Source organism: Pedococcus sp. P2_D9, from assembly GCF_056404275.1.
Genome location: NZ_JBFUEI010000001.1, coordinates 375,253 through 389,524, shown reverse-complemented (window position 1 = coordinate 389,524; position 14,272 = coordinate 375,253). Strand labels below are relative to the sequence as shown.

Below are 14,272 nucleotides of genomic sequence, written 5' to 3'. Positions count from 1 at the left end.
CCGAGCCTACGTGGCGGCAGGCGCCAGCACCGTCACCGCGCCGGGGACCACCTCGACGGTGATCGGCAGCGGGGCGAACCGCTCCCCGTCGGCGTAGGCCACGATGCCCGCTGCCTCGAGCGTCACCGAGCGCCCCTGGATGATCTCCACCGCGGGGTGGGTGACGTGGGCGCCCTTGAAGACCTTGGGGAAGACCTTGAGGAACTCCAGCGTGCTGATCTGGTGCAGGATCAGCACGTCGAGCAGCCCGTCGTCGAACCTGGCGCCGGGCAGGACCTGCATCCCGCCGCCGTAGCTGGGGCCGTTGCCCACCGCGACGAGCATGGCGCGGGTCTCGTGTCGCACGCCGTCGATCGTCACGACATAGGGAATCGCCTTGAACAGCGGGAGCTCGCGCAGGATCGCCAGGTTGTAGCGCATGTTGCCCTTGGGCCAGGGCCAGGTGTTGGCGCGCTCGTTGACGACCGAGTCGAAGCCGGCCCCGAGGACCCCCACGAACCAGTGTCGGCCCCCATGGGCGTCGACGTGGCGGACGGCGTCGATGGTGCGGGGGATCCCCGTGCTGACCAGGTCGGCCGCGCGCACCGGGTCGTGGACCGGCAGCCCCAGGCCGCGGGCGACGTCGTTGCCGGTCCCGGCAGCGATGATGGCCAGCGTCGTCTTGGTCTCGGCGGCGAGGTCGACACCCAGGTGCACCATGCCGTCACCGCCGACCACGGCCAGCACGTCCAGGCCTTGGGAGATGGCGCCGAGGGCGCGGTCGCGCGCCGCGGCATACGACTCGTCCGAGAGGTCCAGCACCTCGTGGCCGGCCGCCCGCATCCGCTGGGCCACCTCGATGCCGAGTGCCATCCCGCGGTTCTTGCCGGAGGTCGGGTTGACCACCAGGCCGATGCGCTTCTTCACGGTGGATGGGTTCGGACTCACGCGCGGAGGCTACAGGGCCGACGCCTCGTCGTCGGGCACCTCGGTCCACTTCGGCCGGTTCTTGGTCCGGCCACGCTCGATCAGCTTGCTGACCCCGATCGCGGCGGCATAGAGGACGCACAGCGGGATGGCGAGCAGGAACATCGTGAAGGCATCCGGTGTCGGCGTCGCGATGGCGGAGAGGACGAAGATCCCGAAGATGGCGGGGCGCCACGCCTTGATCATCGCCCTGGCCGGCAGGATGCCGATCGCGTTCAGCGCGACCAGGAAGACCGGCAGCAGGAAGGCGAGGCCGAAGACGAGGATGAACCGCGTGACGAAGGAGAAGTACTCGCTGACCTGCTGGATGTTCGACGCCCCAGGAGGCGTGAACCCGTAGAGGACCGCGAGCACCTTGGGCAGGACGTAGTAGGCCATGGAACACCCGGCGAGGAAGAGCGGGACCGTCGCTCCGATGAAGGCCAGCGAGATCCGCCGCTCCTTCTTGGTCAGCCCGGGCACGATGAACGCCCACAGCTGGTAGAGCCACACCGGGCTCGACACGATGATCCCGACGAAGATCGACAGGCTCACCTGCTGGGAGAAGGCAGCGGTGGCGGTCCCGAAGTTCAGGTTGATGACACTCGTGGGGTGGGCAGCCTTGTAGTCGTTGAACGGCGCGGCCAGCCTGCCGTAGACCTGCGGGTAGATGATCCAGCCGAGCACGCCACCGAGCAGGACCGTCACAGCGGAGATCAGGAAGCGTCGGCGGAGCTCACGCAGGTGGTCGCCGAGCGACATGCGCCCGTCGGGATTGCGGGCACGCCGGAACGCCATGGTCGAGGTGACTGGTGCGGTGACGGGTCGGACTAGGACGCGCCGGAGGAGTTGTCAGTGCGGGGACGGTCCTCACGGATCGGGCTGGCAGCCTCGGGAGCGGCAGGAGCCTCGGGATCCTTGATGGCCTCGCCCTTGACGGTGTCGCTGCTCGCTGCGGACTTGCCGTCGGTCTTCATCTCCTGGACCTCGGACTTGAAGATGCGCATCGACCGGCCGATCGAGCGGGCTGCGTCCGGGAGCCGCTTGAAGCCGAACAGCACGACGAGGAGCACGAGCAGGATGATGATGTGCCAGCCTTCGAACAATCCGCGACCCATGTGACTCATTCCTCTCGACCACGTCGTGGCCAGTGTGACGGTGCTGCCCTGCCTCTGCTGGGCCTTCTGGCCTCAGTCTAGGTGTCTGGCCCAGCTGGGACGCCGCGCGGCCTGACGGGCGCGCCGCTGCTGCTTCAACGACGCGCGGGTGGCGTCTCGTTCCCGGCGCAGCTGGCGGGGGTCCCCGAACACGTCTGGTTGCGGCGCCCGCGGGCTCTCCCCCAGTCTGCTCGTCTCCGCCTGGAGGGCGGCGACGGTCTCCGAGGAACGGCGCACCTCGGCGGTCAGCTCCTTGAACTGCCCCCAGACGCCCCACGCGCGGGTCGCCAGGTAGGCCGCCGCGATGACCACGAGCAGCACCCAGATGAGAACCCACCACCACACGGCGTCGACCCTACCCGCCTGTGGTGGGTGGGTAGGCGTCCGCTCCGTATGCCGCGAGGGCGGCCTGCGCCCCTTCGCTCACCGCCTGCGCCACCTCCGGGGGCGACACCACGACACCGCGTCCCCCCAGCCGCCACAGCAGGCGTCGGAGCCAGAGCGTGTCGGCGGTGCGCAGTGTGACGGTCTGCGACCCGTCGGCGGCAGTCTCGACCGACTCGTTCGGGTAGTAGTCGCTGACCCACGTCGCGCCGGGCTGCAGCAGCAGCGTGACGAGCGTGTCGTCCGGCCGTGGGGTGAAGGCACCCGCGTCGAGATCCCGCAGCTGGGCATCGGCAGGCGGGGTCCCGTCGACGTCCAGGACGTCGAGACGGGCGATCCGGTCCATGCGGAACGTGCGCGTGTCCTGGGCCAGGTGGCACCAGCCCTCGAGGTACCACCGCGAGTCCAGGTTGACCACGCGCATGGGGTCGACGTCGCGTTCGGTCGCCTCGTCCCGGCTGGGCACGAGGTAGCGCAGGTGCACCCGACGGTGCCCCTCGACGGCGCGGCGGGCGTCGGCGAGCAGGTCTGCCTCCACGCCCTCGCTGATCGCGACCTCGACCCGGGCGGCCGCCTCGGCGCTGGCACCCGTGGCCTGCTCGAGCTTGGCCATGGCGCGCTCGATCGCGTCACGCTCCCCCAGTCCCGGCACGGCCGCGAGGGCCCGCAGTCCGACCATCAGGGTGAGTGCCTCGTCGCGCCCGAGCCGCAGCGGCCGGGCGATGGTGTCGGCGTTGGTGACGAACACCCTGCCGCTCTCCCACTGCGCGTCGATCAGCTCGTCGGGCATCTGGCCGTAGCCACAGAGGTAGAGCAACCGGAGGTCGGTCTCGAGCTGGTCGACGGTGATGCCGAGCTCCGCCGCGGCCCGGCCCAGGTCGATCCCCTGTCGGGCGACCAGCCAGGGCACCATCGTGAGGAGTCGCGCGAGTCGGTCGGTGGCGGTCTCGGGCACGGTGCGAGCCCTCTTGGGCGGCGGGGTCATGCTGCGCCCCCGCTGTGGGCGGACAGCGCACCGCGCAGCCGCTCGACCACGAGCTCACGCACCTCGGGCGGCGACACGACGACGACGTCCGCGCCGTAGCCGCTCACCTCGTCGGCCAACGCGTCGTCGTCGCCGAACGGCACCACCAGCTCGCTCCACTCCCCCAGGTCGGTGGTGCTCGTGGCACGTCGGCGCAGGCTGTTGCCCCGGTCGGCCCGCACCCTGACGACCGCGTCGCGGGTCGGTTGCTCCCCGACGAAGTTGCGGATCATCTCCTGCGCCCGGTGGTCGGCCGGCACGGCATACGCCGGAGCCTTCTTGACCTCGGCGACGTCGCCGTCGATGCGTGACAACCGGAAGACCCGCGGCGCCTCGCGGTCCAGGTCGAAACCGGTGAGGTACCAGCGGCCGTGCCACGAGGCGAGCCCCCACGGCTGGACCGTTCGCGCGTTGACCTCGCCCTGACCACCGGTGCGGTAGCCGAAGGTGATCGTGCGCTGACCGACCACGGCGTTCTTGACCGGGTCGAACGCCGGCTCGCTGGTGCCGAGGCGCGGCTCGATCCCGATGAGGGAGTCGCCGTCGCGTTCGATCCCCGCCGCCTTGAGCTTGCGCAGTGCCTGGGCTGCCGGACCGGCCAGCGAGGCGTGCGCCCAGGTGCGGCTGGCCAGGCCGAGCACGGCGAGCTCGTCCGGTTCGAAGGTGATGTCGGGCAAGGCGTACTCGCGCTGGTCGATCCGGTAGCCGACCTCGTCGTCCCAGGCCCCACCGATGTCTTCCGTCACGAGCGGGATGCCGAGCTCGCGGAGCTCGTCCTTGTCGCGCTCGAACATCCGGTCGAAGGCCTCGTCGCTGACCGCGTCGCCGTACTGCGGGACGACAGCACGGATCCGCGACTTGGGTAGGGGCCGACGGGTGTAGAGCAGGCACAGCACGAGGTTGAGCAGTCGCTCTGTCTTGGCCGCCGGACCGGTGGGTGAACTCACCCGCCCGACGCTACCCGAGTGGCAGGCACGCCCCGTGGCTAGTCTGCGTGTCGTGATGCAGTGGCGCGAGGGAACGGTCGAGCAGGTGCGTGGCCGGTGGCCGGGCGCGGTGGAGTATGCCGTGCGGCTGCGTGGAGCCGGCTCCGACACCGCCGACGACATCGCCGACGACACGCTCGACGACACCCTGGTGCGGGCGCTGGCCTACACCGCGCTCGTGGGTGAGCCGCAGGTCGGCGACCGGGTGCTGCTCAACGCCTCGGCGCTGCTGCGAGGGCTCGGGACCGGCGGGCTCGCCTTCATCGTCGCCGCGCCCGACCGCCTGCCCAGCGACCCCGAGGCCTCCGCAGGGCACATCGTCAAGGCCCGCTACACGCCCCAGCAGCAGATGTTCATGGCCGTCGACGAACAGGACAGCCCGCACCACGCCGTGATGACGGGCGCGCTCGCCGCGGCAGGTGACCTGCTCGGCATGCCGGTCGTCGTGGCCGACCTCCACTCAGCGCTGCCCGCCATCCTCGCGGGGACCAGGGTCGACCGTCCCGAGGCGCGATGCGTCTACCTCATGACCGACGGCGGGGCGTTGCCGATCGCGTTCTCCCGCAACGTCGCGACCCTCACCGAGCACGGCTGGCTGGCCGGAACCGTGACGGTCGGGCAGGCCTACGGCGGCGAGCACGAGGCGGTCACCCTGCACTCGGGTCTGCTGGCCGCGAAGCATGTGCTCGGCGCGGACATCGCCATCGTCATCCAGGGCCCGGGGAACGTCGGCACGGGCACGACCTGGGGCTACACCGGGGTCGCGGCGGGCGAGGCGCTCAACGCGGTCGGCACCCTGGGGGGCCGCGGCGTGGCCGCGCTCCGCGTCTCGGACGCGGACGCCAGGGAACGGCACCGCGGGATCTCCCACCACAGCACCACGGCATACGGGCGCATCTGCCTGGTCACCGCGGACCTGCCGGTCCCCGCGACCGGCGACGAGTTCGGCGCCCTGGTCGCCGACCAGGCGCACACCCTCGCGCGCACGGCACAGGGTGCGCTCACGGTCCGCAGTGTCGACCCGGACGGGCTCGACGCAGCCCTGAGAGCGACTCCCGTCAGGCTCTCGACGATGGGCCGTGGCCTCGACGAGGACCACGCGGCGTTCCTGTACAGCGCAGCAGCCGGGCGGCATGCCGCCCGGCTGCTGGAGAGCTGACGCGCTGGCTTCAGCGCGCGGTCTGGCTCGGCCTCAGCGGACGTCGACCAGGTCGACGACGAAGATCAGGGTCTCGCCGGGCTTGATCGCGCCGCCGGCACCGCGGTCGCCGTAGGCGAGGTGGGCCGGGATGACCAGCTTGCGACGACCGCCGACCTTCATGCCGACGATGCCCTCGTCCCAGCCGCGGATGACCTGGCCGACGCCGAGGCGGAAGTCCAGGGGTGCTCCACGGTTCCACGAGGCGTCGAACTCCTCGCCGGTGGAGTGGGCCACTCCGACGTAGTGCGCCGAGATGGTGTCACCCGCCCCGGCCTCCTGGCCGTCGCCCTCGGTGAGGTCCTCGATGACCAGCTCGGTCGGCGCCGCGTCGCCGGGGAAGTCGATCTCGGGCTTGGTGGTGTTGGGGTCGAAACCCATGGGTCATGCTCCTTCGCAGGGTGAGAACTGGGGGGTGGGTGAAGCGGTGTCAGGTGACGTCAGAAGGCCGCGAGGATGTCGACCACGAAGACGAGGGTGTCGGTGCCGCTGATCTTCGGCGGGCTGCCGGCAGCGCCGTAGCCGTCGGCCGGCGGAACCACCATGAGAACGCGGCTGCCGACGGTCTTGCCGACGAGCTGGGTGTCCCAGGCCTTGATGACCTGCTGGGTGCCGATCGAGGTCTCGAAGTACTTGTTCGGCGTCTTGGAGGAGGAGTCGAAGACCGACCCGTCCTTCCAGAGCGCGCCGGTGTAGGTCACGCGGATCGTCTGGCCTGCCTGCACCTTCGCGCCGGCGCCCTCGATGAGGAGCTGCCCGACGGTCTTGGTCGGCGGCTTGGCGCCCTTGGGGATCGTGATGGTGGCGGGCTTGTCGTTGCCCTCGACCTTCACCGCCGGCAGCCCGGCAGCCGGCTTGACCTCCTTGCCCTCGGCGGAAGCCAGCGGCTTGGTCGCCGACAGGACGTCCATGAGGAAGACCACCGTGTCGGTCCCGCCGACCTTGATCTCGGTGTTGCCCTGGGTGCCGAAGGCGTCCTTGGGCGGCATGGCGACCAGGACGCGGGACCCGATCTTCTGGTTCAGGAGTCCCTTCTTGAGGCCTGGCAGCAGGTCGGCCGCACCGAGGTTGAGGCCGAGGTTCTGCTTGCCGAAGTTCGTGTCGAGCACCGAGGAGTCCTTGCCGTTCAGCAGGACGTACTTGAGGCTGACGATCTCGTCGCCCTTGACCTGTGCACCGGTGCCGGGCTTGACGACCTTTGTGGTGGTCTCGGTCACCGAGAGGGGCTTGGGGTTGACCGTCACCGTGGGGGCCGTGGTGTCGCTGCCGCCCGTCACCGTGATCTTGTCGAGCACGGAGGTCTTGGTGTCCTTGGCGTCACCACAGCCGGTCAGGGCCAGGGTTGCGGCCAGGGCGACCGCCGTGAGGGCGGGAAAACGACGCAGATGCACGATGGAGAACTTTCGCTGGGGGCGGGGAACCAGCGACCACCATAACCGTGGCCGCTGGCAATACCCGATTCGCCGGTATGCCGCCCACGCGGCATACCCCGCTGCTCACCCGCGCATGCCCTCGATCAGCCGGTCCACGCGGGCGTCCACCGCCGCGAAGGGGTCCTTGCAGAGGACCGTGCGCTGCGCCTGGTCGTTGAGCTTGAGGTGCACCCAGTCGACGGTGAAGTCGCGACGGTGCTCCTGCGCCGCCTTGATGAAGTCGCCGCGCAGCTTGGCCCGGGTCGTCTGCGGAGGCACGGTCTTGGCCTCGAAGACCTCTGGGTCGGTGGTGATCCGGGCCGCGCGCCCGTGCTTCTGGAGCACGTAGAAGACCCCCCGGTCACGGTTGACGTCGTGGTAGGCGAGATCCAGCTGGGCGATCCTGGGGTGCTCCATCGGCAGGTCGTGCTTGGCCATGTAGCCGGCGATCAGCTTGTGCTTGATGACCCAGTCGATCTCGGTGTCGACCAGGCCGAGGTTGCCGGTGTCGACCGCCCGGATGGTCCGCTCCCACAGGTCGAGGACCTGCTTGTGGATCGGGTCCTCCAGGCCCTCGCGGTCGGCGAACGCCTGGGCTCGTTCGAGGTACTCGGTCTGGATCTGGAGGGCGGAGAGCTCACGTCCGTTGGAGAGGCGGACCGTCTTGCGCCCCGTCATGTCGTGACTCATCTCACGGATCGCGCGGATCGGGTTCTCCAGGGTGAGGTCGCGCACCACCATCCCGGCCTCGATCATCCGCAGCACGAGGTCGGCCGACCCGACCTTGAGCATGGTCGTGGTCTCGCTCATGTTGGAGTCGCCGACGATSACGTGAAGSCGGCGGTAGCGCTCGGCGTCGGCRTGSGGCTCGTCGCGSGTGTTGATGATGGGGCGGCTACGGGTGGTCGCCGAGGAAACTCCCTCCCAGATGTGGTCGGCCCGCTGGCTCACGCAGTAGGTCGCGCCCTTCGACGTCGTGACCACCTTGCCGGCGCCACACGTGATCTGACGACTGACGAGGAAGGGGATGAGCACGTCGGAGAGCTGCTGGAACTCCCCCGCCCGGCCCACGAGGAAGTTCTCGTGGCAGCCGTAGGAGTTGCCCGCGGAGTCGGTGTTGTTCTTGAAGACGTAGATCTCGCCCTCGATGCCCTCCTCGGCGAGCCGGTCCTGGGCGTCGGCGACCAGGCCCTCGATGATCCGCTCGCCCGCCTTGTCGTGAACCACGAGCTGGCGGACGTGGTCGCACTCCGGGGTGGCGTACTCAGGGTGCGAGCCGACGTCAAGGTAGAGCCGACTGCCGTTGGAGAGGAAGACGTTTGACGAGCGCCCCCACGAGACGACCTTGCGGAACAGGTAGCGCGCCACCTCGTCGGGGGTGAGGCGGCGCTGACCCTCGAACGTGCACGTGATGCCGTACTCGTTCTCGATGCCGAAGATCCGCCGGTCCATGCCCACACTCTAGGCTTCCGGGGTCTCGGGCTGCGGGTCACGCCACGCGTGGGAAGATGGGCGCATGCCCGACGCCCACGCTACGGACGCGGGGACCCGTGTCGCCGGTACGACCACCACCCAGGTGGGCGACCTGACGCGGCACACCCAGTCCATCCTCGAACGTGCCCAGGCCTACGCCGATGCCATGCGAGCCGAGACCGACCAGGTCCTGGCTGCTGCTCGCGCGGAGGCCGCCAGCATCCGCGATGAGGTCCAACGCCTCCTCGACGACGCCGAACGGCAGCACGCGGACGCCGTCAGGGACCGCGAGCAGGCCGGTCGCGCGCTCGCCGAGGCGACCCGCGAGGCGGAGTCCCTGGTGGAGGACGCCACCGAGCAGGCGTCCATGCTGACGGAGTCCGCCACCAGGACCAGCGACGAGGCGGTCACCTCCGCTCGCGCCGAGGCCTCCGCTGTCCTCACCGAGGCAAACGCCCGCGCCGAGGCCCTGCGCACCAGCGCGCAGACCGACTACGACACAGCAATGGCCCGGTATGCCGCGCACGAGACCGAGCGCGACGCCGCGTTCGCGGCTGGCGTCGAGAAGATGGACAGCCACTTCGCGGAGCGCGACGAGCAGGAGAAGGCGGCCCGTGCCGCCCTGCTCGAGGAGGCCACGGCTGCGGCCGCGAAGCTCAGGGAGGACGCGCAGGTCGAGTCCGAGCGCATGATCGGTGCCGCGGCGATCCACCAGGAGGAGACCGCGGCGCGTGCGGCCGAGCTCGTCGAGCAGGCCCAGGTCGACGCGGATGCGCGGGTGGACCGCGCCCGCTCCGAGGCGAGCGAGATCATGGCGCAGGCCGAGGAGCACCTGAAGTGGGGGCAGGACACGGTGCGCCGGATCCTCGACGAGGGCGAGGCCGAGGTCAGCCGCATGCGCAAGGAGACCCACCGTGAGCTCGCCGCGCGGATGCGGTCCCGTCGTCAGCTGATCCAGACGTCGCTGGCCCAGACCGCACACCGCGCCCGGTCCGAGCGGGAGTCTGCGCGCCTCGAGTCCGACAGCCTGCGAGCCCAGGCCGAAGCCGTGATGGCTGCCGCGCAGTCCCAGGCCGAGCGCACCACCGCAGCCGCCGCTGCGGAGGCAGAGCGGGTGAGGGCGAGCGCAGCCGAGACCGAACGGGCTGCCGACGAGCGGGCAGCCCGCCGGCTAGACGAGGCTGACAAGGCGGCGCGCCTGGTCCGGGAACGCACGGCCCAGGAGATCGAGCGTCTCCAGCGGGAGACCCACGAGTCGCACCGTCAGGCACGGGAGGAGCTCGTGACCACCACCGCCGCCGCCCGCGCCGACGCCGACCGGGTGCGTGAGGAGGCCCACGCGATGCTCGAGCGCGCCCGCGCCGAAGTGGCGGCACTGGCCTCGCGCCGGCAGGACATCACCACCCAGCTCGGCCATCTCTCCGGGGTCATCGACGCGCTGTCCGTGCCGGACCGCGTCGCCGAGACCTCCACGACCGACACCTCGCCCTCCACCACGTCCGCCGACACCTCTGCCGACACCTCCGCCCAAACCGACACCTCCACCGACACTCCCACCAGCGAAGACCCCTCCCCCCACCAAGAACGGACCGACCATGAGTGACACCAGTTCCTTCCGCAGCGTCCTGCGCGGCTACGACCCGGCGCAGGTCGACCAGTGGCGCGCCGAACACGCAGGCGCCCTGGACCAGGCTCGACAGGAGGCCGCCGAACGCACTGTCGAGGTCAGCGAGCTGCGCGCAGCGCTGGCCCGCGTCCAGGAGGAGCAGGCCGGCACGGCAACGACGCTGGCCAGCCTCCGGGAGGAGCACAGCAAGGCGGCCGCCCCCACCTACGCCAACCTCGGTGAGCGGATCGGCACCATCCTGAGCCTGGCCGACGAGGAGGCAGCCGAGATCCGCAGCAATGCGAAGACCGACGCCGACACACTCAAGGGCACGACCACCCTCGAGGCCGACCGCGCTCGGGCCGAGGCAGACCGATACGCCGAGGACGTCCGGACCAAGGCCGAGGCGCAGGCCACCCAGGTCGTGGAGAAGGCCAAGCAGCAGGCGGACAGCATCCTCGACGACGCCGACCGCGAGGCTTCTGCCCGTCGCGAGGAGGCCGAGGCGTTCTACGAGCACCAGCGCGCCCGGGCCGCCTCCGCTGCCGCGGACTTCGAGGCCACCCTCGGCCAGCGCCGCGACAAGGCCGCAGCAGAGTTCTCCGCCCAGATGGCCGCCCACGAGACCGCCCTCACCCAGGCCCAGGAGCGTGCCGAGACGCTGGCTGCCGAGAGCGACCGGGCCCACGCGGACAGCCTCAGTGAGAGCCAGCGCGCCCTGGACGCCGCCAAGGCTGAGGCCGAGCAGCTCGTGAGCGCGGCCCGTGAGCAGGCAGAGCGCATCCGTCGTGACTCCGAGCGCGAGCTCTCCGCCGCGACCGCGCGACGAGACAGCATCACGGCGCAGCTGAGCAACGTCCGCCAGATGCTGGCAACCCTCGGCGGTGGCGCCATCGCCGAGGCGTTCGGGGACCACGACGAGCAGGCGGCTCAGCCCGTCACCTCTGCCGGAGCCGAGGCTGGAGCAGAAGCCAAGGCCGCCCCGGCCGAGGACGATGTCGACGCCGACCTCGACGCCGACGTCGACACCGTGGGCGACGCAGCCGTMGACCAGTCCGACTCCGCCGACGGCGATGCGGACGAGGACTCGGCCGACGCCTCCGACGACGACGAAGGCGACGAGGACGACGCCGACGCCGAGGCAGACGTGGACGAACGCGCCAGCACCCGCGCCTGAGTCGGCTGCAGGACGCCCGCTACGCCGTCAGCACAACCGCTCGACATGCCCCCACGCCCGCTGGTTGCGTGGGGGCATGTCGCTGCTCGTCCTCGGTGGGACCGCCTGGCTCGGTCGTGAGGTGGTCGCTGCCGCCCTCGCTCTCGGCCAGGACGTCACCGTCCTCGCCCGAGGAGCCTCCGGCCCGCCGCCACCGGGCGTCGAGGTGGTGCGGTCAGATCGCGGCGACCCCGCGGCATACGACGACGTGTCCGGTCGCGCCTGGGACGTCGTCGTTGACGTCGCCCGCCAGCCGAGCCACGTCGCCGGCGCCCTGGAGGCGCTGGCGGCGCGCACCGCCTCGTGGGTGTTCGTGTCCTCGGCCTCGGTCTACGCCAGCAGTGACGTGGCGGGAGCTGACGAGAGCGCCGAGCTTCTCCCCGCCCACGTGGCCGACGACGAGGGCTGGGAGACCTACGGCGGTCGCAAGGTGGCCTGTGAGCGCAGCATCCTCGCCCAGGTCGGCGACAGGGCGCTCGTCGCCCGGTCAGGGTTGATCGCCGGGCCCGGTGACCACACTGACCGCACTGGATACTGGCCGTTGCGGTTCGCCCATCCCGCCAGCCCCGACGGGGCAGTCCTGGTGCCGGACAGCGAGGTGGCCACCCAGGTCCTCGACGTCCGCGACCTCGCCGGGTGGCTCGTCCGGGCGGGCCTGGACCGCACCACCGGGGTGGTCAACGTGAGTGGCCCGGTGCTGCCCCTCGGGGACCACCTCGAGACGGCGCGGGAGGTCGCGGGTCACCGTGGCGAGACCGTGGGGGTGGACCAGGACTGGCTTGCAGCACACGAGGTGCAGCCCTGGTCCGGCGAACGCAGCCTGCCCCTGTGGCTGCCCGTGCCCGAGCATGCCGGGTTCATGGCCCGGAGCACCGCCGCCGCCGAAGCCCTGGGACTCACCAGCCGCCCCCTGGCCGAGACCCTGAGCGACACCCTCGCCTGGGAGGTCGCGTCCGGTCCCGGTCGTGCCCGCAAGGCCGGCCTGACGGTGGCCGACGAGCTCGACCTGCTCGCCGACGCCCGCGCCTAGGGGACCCGGCCCGTCGCAGGTGGTGCGCCGGCACACCCGCGGCTCGTCGATGTGGTCAGCGTCGCCATGTCACGCCAGTCCCTGTCTGCGTAACGTCGCTGTCCCGACCGATCACCAGACTGGGGGCATCGTGCTGGCGGAGCGCACCGAACGGGTTCCCGTCGACGGTGGCCACCTCATGGTGCACGTCCTGGCCGAGGCTCTGCCCGGAGCGCCCGTCGTCGTGGCCCTGCACAGCATCTCCTCGAACGCGTTGGCCTGGGTGCCCGTGGCTCGCGCGCTGGCCGGACGGGTCACCCTGATCGCACCGGACATGCGCGGCCGTGCCGAGAGCGCGGCGCTGCGTTCGACCGGGCTGGCCGACCACGTCGCCGACGTCATACGGGTGCTCGACCACTTCGGATCCGCATCGGCGACCCTCGCAGGTCATGCCATGGGTGGCTTCGCCGCCGCGCTGACGGCGGCCACGCACCCCGAACGCGTGCGCGGCGTGGTCCTCGTCGACGGCGGCCTGGCCTTTCCCTCCCCCGGCACCTTCGACGTCGACGAGGTGCTGCACGGCATCATCGGGCCGGCGATGGGCCGCCTGTCGATGACCTTCGAGGACCAGTCCGCCTACCTGCGCCACTGGGCTGCCCATCCGGTGATGGGCCCGCTGCTGGACTCGGCGTCCGGCGCTGACCTGACGGCCTACCTGCTGCACGACCTGGACGGGCCCCAGGGAGCCATGCGGTCGACCAGCTCGCTGGAGTGTGTGCGGGCCGACTGGGCCGACCTGATGAGCGACCCCGCGACGCTCAGCGCCGTGCACACCCTCCAGTGCCGGGCCCACCTGCTCTGGGCCTCCCGGGGGCCACTCGGCCAGGACCAGGGGCTCTACTCCCTCGAGCAGATCGCGGGGGCCCGCCTGCCCGACGATGTCGCGGTCACCGGCCTGGCTGGGGACCACTACGGCGTCCTGCTCGAGCCGACCGCAGTGGGCCTCATCGCCGAGGCCGTTGCGGGTCTTGCCGGGGTCGGCGGCGTACCAGCATCCGGACGGGCCATCCACTCCTCGGTCAAGTAACGGCATGTTTGGTCACGACAAACTTCGCGTTACCGTTGAGAGGACCGTCATGGCCACGCTGCGACTGGGCGACGACGCCCCCGACTTCACTGCCGAGACCACCGAGGGCGAGCTGAGCTTCCACGACTGGAAGGGCGACGGCTGGGCAGTGCTGTTCAGCCACCCCGCCGACTTCACCCCCGTGTGCACGACCGAGCTGGGCCGCGTCGCCCAGCTCAAGGACGAGTGGGCAGCCCGCAACACCAAGGTTCTCGCCGTGTCCGTGGACGCACTCGAGGACCACACCGCCTGGAAGGCCGACATCGAGGAGGTCTCCGGTGCTGCCGTCGACTACCCGATCGTCGCTGACAAGGACCGCCAGGTCGCCGAGCTCTACGACATGATCCACCCCGGCGCGGGAGACACGTCCGCGGTCCGCTCGGTCTTCCTCATCGACCCGGTGGGCAAGGTCCGCCTCTCGCTGACCTACCCCAAGAGCGCCGGCCGCAACTTCGACGAGATCCTGCGCGCGCTGGACGCCTTGCAGGTCAACGACGCCGGCCCGTTCTCCACCCCCGCCGACTGGAAGGCGGGCGAGCGGATCATCGTCGCCCCCACTGTCACCACCGAGGACGCGCAGGCGCGGTTCAAGGGCGTCGAGGTCGTCAAGCCCTACCTGCGCTACGCCGAGGCACCGACGGCCTGACGGCGGCCCCACCTCCAACGCGTGTGCCGCGTCGGCCCGTTCCCGGGCCGGCGCGGCATCGTCGTTCCCTGGCTCTCCCCTACTCTGGGC

At 71.0% G+C, this 14,272-nt stretch carries 15 protein-coding genes; 6 read left to right on the top strand and 9 right to left on the bottom strand.

The annotated features are described in order from the left end of the window. Nucleotides 1-6: 6 nt before the first annotated feature. The 6 genes from AC1DXJ_RS01845 to AC1DXJ_RS01820 all read right to left on the bottom strand — a co-directional run bounded on the left by AC1DXJ_RS01845 (nt 7) and on the right by AC1DXJ_RS01820 (nt 4,457). Nucleotides 7-927: a diacylglycerol/lipid kinase family protein gene (locus tag AC1DXJ_RS01845; protein WP_477612936.1), complete on the bottom strand. Its 921-nt coding sequence runs from the start codon at nt 925-927 to the stop codon at nt 7-9. A gap of 9 nt (nt 928-936) precedes the next feature. Then, the gene (gene tatC, locus AC1DXJ_RS01840) at nt 937-1,743 is read right to left on the bottom strand and encodes a twin-arginine translocase subunit TatC (RefSeq protein WP_477612935.1); all 807 of its coding nucleotides are present in this window, start codon (nt 1,741-1,743) and stop codon (nt 937-939) included. Between the two features lie 32 nt (nt 1,744-1,775). After that, entirely contained in the window at nt 1,776-2,063 is a 288-nt protein-coding gene (gene tatA, locus AC1DXJ_RS01835; RefSeq protein WP_477612934.1) for a Sec-independent protein translocase subunit TatA, read from the bottom strand. Nucleotides 2,064-2,135: 72 nt separating this feature from the next. Next, nucleotides 2,136-2,447, bottom strand: coding sequence for a hypothetical protein (locus tag AC1DXJ_RS01830; protein WP_477612933.1), 312 nt, complete (start codon nt 2,445-2,447; stop codon nt 2,136-2,138). A 10-nt stretch (nt 2,448-2,457) separates the two neighbouring features. Further along, complete coding sequence (locus AC1DXJ_RS01825; RefSeq protein ID WP_477636236.1) at nt 2,458-3,471, bottom strand: helix-turn-helix transcriptional regulator; 1,014 nt, start codon at nt 3,469-3,471, stop codon at nt 2,458-2,460. After that, nucleotides 3,468-4,457, bottom strand: a complete 990-nt coding sequence (locus tag AC1DXJ_RS01820; RefSeq protein WP_477623768.1) for a helix-turn-helix transcriptional regulator — start codon at nt 4,455-4,457, stop codon at nt 3,468-3,470. The genes AC1DXJ_RS01825 and AC1DXJ_RS01820 overlap by 4 nt, the downstream gene beginning before the upstream one ends. A gap of 52 nt (nt 4,458-4,509) precedes the next feature. Here AC1DXJ_RS01820 and AC1DXJ_RS01815 point away from each other — a divergent pair, with 52 nt between their 5' ends. Then, nucleotides 4,510-5,655, top strand: a complete 1,146-nt coding sequence (locus AC1DXJ_RS01815) for a DUF3866 family protein (RefSeq protein ID WP_477636306.1) — start codon at nt 4,510-4,512, stop codon at nt 5,653-5,655. A 33-nt stretch (nt 5,656-5,688) separates the two neighbouring features. Here the strand turns inward: AC1DXJ_RS01815 and AC1DXJ_RS01810 are convergent, their stop codons facing one another. From AC1DXJ_RS01810 to pafA, 3 genes are all read right to left on the bottom strand, one after another. Beyond that, nucleotides 5,689-6,075 carry an FKBP-type peptidyl-prolyl cis-trans isomerase gene (locus tag AC1DXJ_RS01810; RefSeq protein WP_477612929.1) on the bottom strand — a complete coding sequence of 129 codons (387 nt, stop codon included), beginning with the start codon at nt 6,073-6,075 and terminating at the stop codon, nt 5,689-5,691. Nucleotides 6,076-6,134: 59 nt separating this feature from the next. After that, complete coding sequence (locus AC1DXJ_RS01805) at nt 6,135-7,085, bottom strand: FKBP-type peptidyl-prolyl cis-trans isomerase (protein ID WP_477612928.1); 951 nt, start codon at nt 7,083-7,085, stop codon at nt 6,135-6,137. Nucleotides 7,086-7,190: 105 nt separating this feature from the next. Continuing rightward, nucleotides 7,191-8,558 (bottom strand): Pup--protein ligase, encoded by a 1,368-nt coding sequence (gene pafA / locus AC1DXJ_RS01800; RefSeq protein ID WP_477612927.1) that lies wholly within the window; start codon nt 8,556-8,558, stop codon nt 7,191-7,193. 64 nt (nt 8,559-8,622) lie between these two features. Between pafA and AC1DXJ_RS01795 the strand changes: the two genes are divergently transcribed. The 5 genes from AC1DXJ_RS01795 (at nt 8,623) to AC1DXJ_RS01775 (ending at nt 14,182) form a co-directional block, all read left to right on the top strand. Continuing rightward, nucleotides 8,623-10,182, top strand: coding sequence for a coiled-coil domain-containing protein (locus tag AC1DXJ_RS01795; protein WP_477636235.1), 1,560 nt, complete (start codon nt 8,623-8,625; stop codon nt 10,180-10,182). Further along, nucleotides 10,175-11,362 (top strand): hypothetical protein, encoded by a 1,188-nt coding sequence (locus tag AC1DXJ_RS01790; protein WP_477636234.1) that lies wholly within the window; start codon nt 10,175-10,177, stop codon nt 11,360-11,362. The genes AC1DXJ_RS01795 and AC1DXJ_RS01790 overlap by 8 nt, the downstream gene beginning before the upstream one ends. 76 nt (nt 11,363-11,438) lie before the next feature. Then, a complete protein-coding gene (locus AC1DXJ_RS01785) occupies nt 11,439-12,431 on the top strand; it encodes an NAD-dependent epimerase/dehydratase family protein (protein WP_477623772.1) in 993 nt (330 codons plus the stop codon). Nucleotides 12,432-12,561: 130 nt separating this feature from the next. Further along, the gene (locus tag AC1DXJ_RS01780; protein WP_477612923.1) at nt 12,562-13,497 is read left to right on the top strand and encodes an alpha/beta fold hydrolase; all 936 of its coding nucleotides are present in this window, start codon (nt 12,562-12,564) and stop codon (nt 13,495-13,497) included. A 49-nt stretch (nt 13,498-13,546) separates the two neighbouring features. Next, nucleotides 13,547-14,182: a peroxiredoxin gene (locus AC1DXJ_RS01775; protein ID WP_477632159.1), complete on the top strand. Its 636-nt coding sequence runs from the start codon at nt 13,547-13,549 to the stop codon at nt 14,180-14,182. Nucleotides 14,183-14,272: the final 90 nt, after the last annotated feature.

Bases quoted from the DNA above. Each gene is read 5' to 3' on its own strand.
- AC1DXJ_RS01785 (WP_477623772.1), top strand. From the start codon at position 11,439: ATGTCGCTGCTCGTCCTCGGTGGGACCGCCTGGCTCGGTCGTGAGGTG.
- tatA (WP_477612934.1), bottom strand. From the start codon at position 2,063: ATGGGTCGCGGATTGTTCGAAGGCTGGCACATCATCATCCTGCTCGTG.
- AC1DXJ_RS01825 (WP_477636236.1), bottom strand. From the start codon at position 3,471: ATGACCCCGCCGCCCAAGAGGGCTCGCACCGTGCCCGAGACCGCCACC.
- tatC (WP_477612935.1), bottom strand. From the start codon at position 1,743: ATGGCGTTCCGGCGTGCCCGCAATCCCGACGGGCGCATGTCGCTCGGC.
- AC1DXJ_RS01775 (WP_477632159.1), top strand. From the start codon at position 13,547: ATGGCCACGCTGCGACTGGGCGACGACGCCCCCGACTTCACTGCCGAG.
- AC1DXJ_RS01810 (WP_477612929.1), bottom strand. From the start codon at position 6,075: ATGGGTTTCGACCCCAACACCACCAAGCCCGAGATCGACTTCCCCGGC.
- AC1DXJ_RS01795 (WP_477636235.1), top strand. From the start codon at position 8,623: ATGCCCGACGCCCACGCTACGGACGCGGGGACCCGTGTCGCCGGTACG.